This is a genomic window from Streptomyces sp. SM1, from assembly GCF_002910825.1.
Taxonomy (GTDB): Bacteria; Actinomycetota; Actinomycetes; order Streptomycetales; family Streptomycetaceae; genus Streptomyces; species Streptomyces okerensis.
On the sequence record NZ_NEUB01000932.1, the window covers coordinates 1 to 6977 of the forward strand.

At 67.0% G+C, this 6977-nt stretch carries 7 protein-coding genes and 1 rRNA gene; 2 read left to right on the top strand and 6 right to left on the bottom strand.

The window, feature by feature from the left end; genetic code table 11:
• The 4 genes from B9S61_RS32010 to thyX form a co-directional block, all read right to left on the bottom strand.
• Positions 1 to 962: ribosomal RNA gene (locus tag B9S61_RS32010) — 16S ribosomal RNA — on the bottom strand; the annotation flags it as partial.
• Positions 963 to 1458: 496 nt separating this feature from the next.
• The gene (locus tag B9S61_RS32015; RefSeq protein WP_103545322.1) at positions 1459 to 3144 is read right to left on the bottom strand and encodes a ribonuclease J; all 1686 of its coding nucleotides are present in this window, start codon (positions 3142 to 3144) and stop codon (positions 1459 to 1461) included.
• A 154-nt stretch (positions 3145 to 3298) separates the two neighbouring features.
• On the bottom strand, positions 3299 to 4201 hold the full coding sequence (gene dapA / locus B9S61_RS32020) for a 4-hydroxy-tetrahydrodipicolinate synthase (RefSeq protein ID WP_103545323.1): 903 nt from the start codon (positions 4199 to 4201) through the stop codon (positions 3299 to 3301).
• Positions 4202 to 4411: 210 nt separating this feature from the next.
• On the bottom strand, positions 4412 to 5164 hold the full coding sequence (gene thyX / locus B9S61_RS32025; protein ID WP_258039968.1) for an FAD-dependent thymidylate synthase: 753 nt from the start codon (positions 5162 to 5164) through the stop codon (positions 4412 to 4414).
• Positions 5165 to 5339: 175 nt separating this feature from the next.
• Between thyX and B9S61_RS32030 the strand changes: the two genes are divergently transcribed.
• Together B9S61_RS32030 and B9S61_RS32035 are read left to right on the top strand one after the other, a co-directional pair.
• The gene (locus tag B9S61_RS32030; RefSeq protein WP_103545325.1) at positions 5340 to 5606 is read left to right on the top strand and encodes a hypothetical protein; all 267 of its coding nucleotides are present in this window, start codon (positions 5340 to 5342) and stop codon (positions 5604 to 5606) included.
• 109 nt (positions 5607 to 5715) lie between these two features.
• Complete coding sequence (locus B9S61_RS32035) at positions 5716 to 6273, top strand: hypothetical protein (RefSeq protein WP_103545326.1); 558 nt, start codon at positions 5716 to 5718, stop codon at positions 6271 to 6273.
• A 51-nt stretch (positions 6274 to 6324) separates the two neighbouring features.
• Here B9S61_RS32035 and B9S61_RS32040 read toward each other — a convergent pair whose 3' ends face one another.
• Positions 6325 to 6768 (bottom strand): hypothetical protein, encoded by a 444-nt coding sequence (locus B9S61_RS32040; protein WP_103545327.1) that lies wholly within the window; start codon positions 6766 to 6768, stop codon positions 6325 to 6327.
• Between the two features lie 14 nt (positions 6769 to 6782).
• A partial coding sequence (locus B9S61_RS32045) for a dihydrodipicolinate reductase C-terminal domain-containing protein (RefSeq protein ID WP_308457804.1) occupies positions 6783 to 6977 on the bottom strand: 195 nt, incomplete at its 5' end.

The following is a 6977-nucleotide window of genomic DNA, read 5'->3' on the forward strand; positions in this document are numbered from 1 at the left end:
TTGGTAAGGTTCTTCGCGTTGCGTCGAATTAAGCCACATGCTCCGCCGCTTGTGCGGGCCCCCGTCAATTCCTTTGAGTTTTAGCCTTGCGGCCGTACTCCCCAGGCGGGGCACTTAATGCGTTAGCTGCGGCACGGACGACGTGGAATGTCGCCCACACCTAGTGCCCACCGTTTACGGCGTGGACTACCAGGGTATCTAATCCTGTTCGCTCCCCACGCTTTCGCTCCTCAGCGTCAGTATCGGCCCAGAGATCCGCCTTCGCCACCGGTGTTCCTCCTGATATCTGCGCATTTCACCGCTACACCAGGAATTCCGATCTCCCCTACCGAACTCTAGCCTGCCCGTATCGACTGCAGACCCGGGGTTAAGCCCCGGGCTTTCACAACCGACGTGACAAGCCGCCTACGAGCTCTTTACGCCCAATAATTCCGGACAACGCTCGCGCCCTACGTATTACCGCGGCTGCTGGCACGTAGTTAGCCGGCGCTTCTTCTGCAGGTACCGTCACTTTCGCTTCTTCCCTGCTGAAAGAGGTTTACAACCCGAAGGCCGTCATCCCTCACGCGGCGTCGCTGCATCAGGCTTTCGCCCATTGTGCAATATTCCCCACTGCTGCCTCCCGTAGGAGTCTGGGCCGTGTCTCAGTCCCAGTGTGGCCGGTCGCCCTCTCAGGCCGGCTACCCGTCGTCGCCTTGGTGAGCCATTACCTCACCAACAAGCTGATAGGCCGCGGGCTCATCCTGCACCGCCGGAGCTTTCGACCCTCACAGATGCCCGTGAGGGTCAGTATCCGGTATTAGACCCCGTTTCCAGGGCTTGTCCCAGAGTGCAGGGCAGATTGCCCACGTGTTACTCACCCGTTCGCCACTAATCCCCACCGAAGTGGTTCATCGTTCGACTTGCATGTGTTAAGCACGCCGCCAGCGTTCGTCCTGAGCCAGGATCAAACTCTCCGTGAATGTTTACCCGTAATCGGGTGCACACATCACGAGAGCGGAACCACCGGAGGAATGATCCGATGGTTCACAGCGTCCTCGCTGTGTTTTCTTCAAAGGAACCTCGACCATCCGAAACCGGATGGACGGGGTATCAACATATCTGGCGTTGACTTTTGGCACGCTGTTGAGTTCTCAAGGAACGGACGCTTCCTTTGTACTCACCCTCTCGGGCTTTCCTCCGGGCTTCCCTTCGGTGTTTCCGACTCTATCAGATCTTTCCGATCCGATTTCCTCGGCGCTTTCGAGTTCCACGCTTTCGCGTTTCCCTTTCCGGCGGGTCCGACTTTATCAGAGATTCCGAGTCGGTTTTCCCGACCCTCCCGGGACTGGTTCCGGCGCACGAGGTGTCCGGGTGTCCGATCGGGGGGAGTTGTCAACTTACTGGAGCGGGGTGCCCCGATGCAAATCGAGGTGCCCCGCTCCCTGTTCGCCCGTACGCGGTGGTCCCGACAGGCCGTCAGACGTCGACGACCACGGGCAGGATCATCGGCCGGCGCCGGTAGGTGTCGGAGACCCACTTGCCCAGGGTGCGGCGGATGAGCTGCTGCATCTGGTGGGGCTCGACGACCCCGTCCTGAGCCGAACGCTCCAGCACCTCGGTGATCCTCGGAATCACCTCGCCGAAGGCGGCGTCGTCGATGCCTGACCCGCGCGCCTGGACATGCGGACCACCCGTGATCTTGCCGGTGGACGAGTCCATGACGACGAAGACCGAGATGATGCCCTCGTCGCCGAGGATCTTCCGGTCCTTGAGGGCCGGCTCACCGACGTCGCCGACGGAGAGGCCGTCGACGTAGACGTATCCGGCCTGGACCTTGCCCGAGATCTTGGCCTTGCCCTCGACGAGATCGACGACCACGCCGTCCTCGGCGATGACGATGCGGTCGTGCGGGACGCCGGTCAGCGCGCCCAGTTCCGCGTTGGCGCGCAGGTGGCGCCATTCGCCGTGGACCGGCATCAGGTTCCTGGGGCGGCAGATGTTGTAGAAGTACAGCAGCTCGCCCGCCGAGGCGTGCCCGGAGACGTGCACCTTGGCGTTGCCCTTGTGGACGACGTCGGCACCCCAGCGGGTCAGGCCGTTGATCACGCGGTAGACCGCGTTCTCGTTCCCGGGGATGAGCGACGAGGCCAGGATCACCGTGTCGCCGTCGACGATGCGGATCTGGTGGTCCCGGTTGGCCATGCGGGACAGGGCGGCCATCGGTTCGCCCTGGGAGCCCGTGCAGACCAGGACCACTTCGCTGTCGGGCAGGTCGTCCAGTGTCCTGACGTCCACGACCAGACCCGGCGGAACCTTGAGGTAGCCGAGGTCGCGGGCGATGCCCATGTTGCGGACCATGGAGCGGCCGACGAAGGCGACCCGCCGTCCGTACTCGTGCGCCGCGTCCAGGATCTGCTGGATGCGGTGGACGTGGCTGGCGAAGCTGGCCACGATGATCCGCTTGCGGGCTCCGGCGAAGACCTGACGCAGCACGTTCGAGATGTCGCGCTCGGGCGGGACGAAGCCCGGGACCTCGGCGTTCGTGGAGTCGGACAGCAGAAGGTCGATGCCTTCCTCGCTGAGCCTGGCGAACGCGTGCAGATCCGTGAGTCGGCTGTCCAGCGGGAGCTGGTCCATCTTGAAGTCGCCGGTGTGCACCGCCATGCCGGCGGGGGTACGGATGGCCACGGCGAGGGCGTCGGGAATGGAGTGGTTGACGGCGACGAACTCGCAGTCGAAGGGTCCGATGCGCTCCCGCTGCCCTTCCGTCACCTGAAGGGTGTACGGACGGATGCGGTGCTCCTGGAGTTTCGCCTCGATGAGGGCGAGCGTCAGCTTGGAGCCGATCAGCGGGATGTCCGGCTTCTCGCGCAGGAGGAAGGGGACACCGCCGATGTGGTCCTCGTGCCCATGGGTGAGGACGATGCCCTCGATGTCGTCGAGGCGGTCCCGGATCGACGAGAAGTCCGGCAGGATCAGGTCGATTCCCGGCTGTTCCTCCTCGGGGAAGAGCACGCCGCAGTCGACGATCAGCAGGCGGCCTCCGTATTCGAAGACCGTCATGTTGCGGCCGATCTCGCCGAGACCGCCCAGCGGAGTGACGCGCAGACCGCCCTCGGCGAGGGGCGGCGGCGGGCCGAGTTCAGGGTGCGGATGACTCAAAAGACTCTCCTCAAACACCCGCGCCACGTACCGGTGGGCACGTGGCGCGCGTGACGTTCGTGCAGAAGCAGTTGTCGTTGTGGGGTGCGGGCACCGGTGTCCCCGCTTGTTCAGTTGTGAAGTACGTCTGCGCGGTCGGGCGCGCGAAGTCTGGTTACTGGAGTTGTACCCCGCCGGCAGCAAGATCGATCTTGAGCTGCTCGATCTCCTCCGGAGTGCACTCGGCCATCGGGGCGCGCAGGGGGCCGGCGGGGAGTCCCATGAGGGTGAGCGCCGCCTTGGTGGTCATCACGCCCTGGGTGCGGAACATGCCCGTGTAGACGGGGAGCAGCTTCTGGTGGATCTCGGTGGCCTTCTGGACGTCTCCCGAGGTGTACGCGTCGACCAGGGCGCGCAGTTCGGGGGTGACGAGGTGGCCGACGACCGAGACGAAGCCGACCGCTCCGATGGAGAGAAGGGGCAGGTTGAGCATGTCGTCACCCGAGTACCAGGCCAGGCGGGAGCGGGCGATGGCCCAGCCGGCCCGGCCGAGGTCGCCCTTGGCGTCCTTGTTGGCGACGATGCGCGGGTGCTCGGCGAGACGGACGATCGTCTCCGTGCTGATCGGGACACCGCTGCGGCCCGGGATGTCGTAGAGCATGACGGGCAGCTCGGCGGCGTCGGCGACGGCCGTGAAGTGCCGGTAGAGGCCCTCCTGCGGAGGCTTGTTGTAGTACGGGGTCACGACCAGGAGGCCGTGCGCGCCGGCGTGCTCCGCGGCGCGCGCCAGTTCGGTGCTGTGGCGGGTGTCGTTGGTGCCGACTCCGGCCACGACATGGGCCCGGTCGCCGACGGCCTCCACGACCACCCGTACGAGATCGGCTTTCTCCGCGTCACTGGTGGTGGGGGACTCGCCGGTGGTGCCGTTGACGATCAGACCGTCGTTGCCTGCGTCCACCAGATGGGAGGCGAGCCGCTGGGCGCCGTCGAGATCGAGTGCGCCGTCCGCCGTGAAAGGCGTGACCATGGCGGTGAGGACCCGCCCGAAGGGGGTCTGCGGAGTGGAGGTCGGAGCCATGGGTTACACGCTACTCGTTGCTCAGGTCGGGGTCTTCCCTCGGGGGAGACGACAAGGTGGGGCAAAGGGGGAGCCCGGCACTGCCTGCTCGGGGGTTCAGGCAGTGCCGGGCCCGTTTGATCAGGCTAGATGAAGTTCACGAAATGCCGCAATACGGACACTTCGCGCGGCTGATCCGTACATGTGTGCTCGCAGGCCTGAGCTGCGGTTCTACGGGGCCACGCGCCCGTTGGCGTTGAAGGCGGCGTACGTGAGCGGCATGAGACGGGCCCATTCGGCCTCCATCTTCTCGCCGACCATCTCGATCTCCCGCTGCGGGAAGGAGGGGACCTTCGCCAGCTCGTGCTGGGTACGCAGGCCGAGGAAGTGCATCAGCGAGCGGGCGTTGCAGGTGGCGTACATCGAGGAGAAGAGACCGACCGGGAGGGTGGCGCGGGCGACCTCGCGGGCGACGCCCGCCGCCAGCATCTCCTGGTAGGCGGCGTACGACTGCCGGTAGGACTCCGCCATGGTTTCGGTGACGGCCTTGTACTGCTCGGGGGTTCCGTCGACGAACTCGTACTTGCCGGGGCGGCCCTGCTGGACCAGCTTGCGGTCCTCACCGGGGACGTAGAAGACCGGCTGGAGCTCGCGATAGCGCCCCGACTCCTCGTTGTAGGACCAGCCGACCCGGTGGCGCATGAATTCGCGGAACACGAAGATCGGCGCGCTGACCAGGAACGTCATCGAGTTGTGCTCGAAGGGACTGCCGTGCCGGTCCCGCATCAGATAGTTGATCAGGCCCTTGGACCGCTCCGGGTCCTTCTGCAGCTCACCGATGGACTGCTCCCCCAGCGTCGAGACGCGGGCGGCGAACAGGACATCGGAGTCGGAGGCACTGGACTTCACCAGCTCGACTGTGACATCACTCCGCACGGTGACGTCGGTGCGCGGTGACGGCTGGGGATCGTCGGCGGAGGTCAAGAGGGTCCTTCCCATCGCGGCGGCTGCTGTGCGGCGCCCACTCTACGGGGGGTCCAAGGCCGTGCGGGAGGCGCCCTGCCGTGATGACATTTACGGAGGAGGGCACCAATTGGGGCACTCGTTCGTCTGTGGAGATGAGAGTGATCCGTTCGATCGCAGAAGGAGACACACCCCGATGTCCGGTCGGCGTGAACCCGTACCGTTCGCCTTCGTCGCCGAGGCGGACAGGTTCCGCAGCAATGTCGCCCCTCCGCCCCGTGAGCGCCCCTCCGCCGGTCAGACGGCCGGGCGCCGGCTGCTCGGGCTCACCCTGGTCGCCGGGCTGGTGGGTTCCCTTGTCATAGGCACGCCCGCGCTGTCCTCCGGCTCCTCCGGCTCCTCCGGCTCCTCCGGCTCCTCCGGCGCGGGCACCCCGCAACAGCAGGCCTCCGACGGACGCTGAGCCGGCCCCGCCGGCCGCGGCGGCAACCGGACCCCGATGGTGGTGACCGGGGACACAGATCGATAGCCTCACCGGGCACACCCACGCATGGATCGAGTGAGGACCAGCCGTGCCCCTGCCCTTCCTGACGGCCGACCGCGCTTTCGACACGGCGGACGAAGTAGCCCTGCCGTACGACGACCGGGACCGCTGGCGGCGCCCGTACCGTCCCGGCCCCTGGCGGGTGGGCGCTGCGGCCCTCCTGCTGCTGCTCGCCTCGTTCGTGCTGTTCGCCGCCGTGATCATCGCGGCGACGGCGACACCGGCCTCCGCCGGGACGGTTTTCGCCATCGCGCTGGTCGGTGTGGTCTGCGCGCTGCGGCTGCTGCGCATGGGCGTCTGGGTCAGCGCCCGGGGACTGCGCCACGTGGCCTTCGTGAGCACCCGGACGACCGCCTGGGACGAGGTCGTCTCCGTGCGGACGGTGCAGCAGCCGGTGCGCTGGCTGGGGCTGCCCCGGACGGTGCAGGGACAGGCGCTGACCCTCGCCCGGCGGGGGCGACAGGCCGGGTCGCTGCCACTGCTGCTGACGTCGCACAACGCGGACTTCCTGGGCCGGGACCGACTGGCCTTCGACCGGGCGGCGGACACCGTGGAGGCCTGGGCCGCCGAGTACCGGCGCGCCTGACGCCCCGCTCCCCGCGGTCTCAGGACTCAGACTCGGCTGTTCTCCGCGGGCTCAGGGCGAGGTCTTGTGCAGGGTGATCGCCTGCTGCATGGCCTTGCGGGCGCGTGGGGTGTCCCGGGCGTCGTGGTAGGCGACGGCGAGCCGGAACCAGCTGCGCCAGTCGCCGGGGGCGTCCTCCGTCTCGGCCTTGCGCCGGGCGAAGACCTCGTCGGCCGAGTCGCGGTCGACCCGCCCGCTGGGCAGGCGCTTCAGCTCGTCGACGGGCAGACCGCCCTCCGCGTCGAGCAGGGCGGCGAGCCGGTTCGCGTTGCGGACGAACTCGGTGTTCTTCCACAGGAACCACACGCCGATGACCGGCAGGATCAGCACCGCGACACCGAAGGTGACGGTGACCGGCGTGCCGGCCTGGATGAGCAGCACACCACGGCTGCCGACCAGGACGAAGTAGACGACCAGGACGGCGGCCGTGATGGCGTAGGAGATCTTCGCGCGCATGAGGTCCGCAGGGCTCAGTTCAGGTCGAGGAAGTGTTCCAGGCCGAAGGTGAGGCCGGGAGTGGTCACCACGCGGCGGGTACCGAGCAGGATGCCCGGCATGAAGCTGCTGTGGTGCAGGGAGTCGTGGCGCACGGTGAGGGTCTCGCCCTCGCCGCCGAGCAGGACCTCCTGGTGGGCGAGGAGTCCGCGCAGCCGGATCGCGTGTAC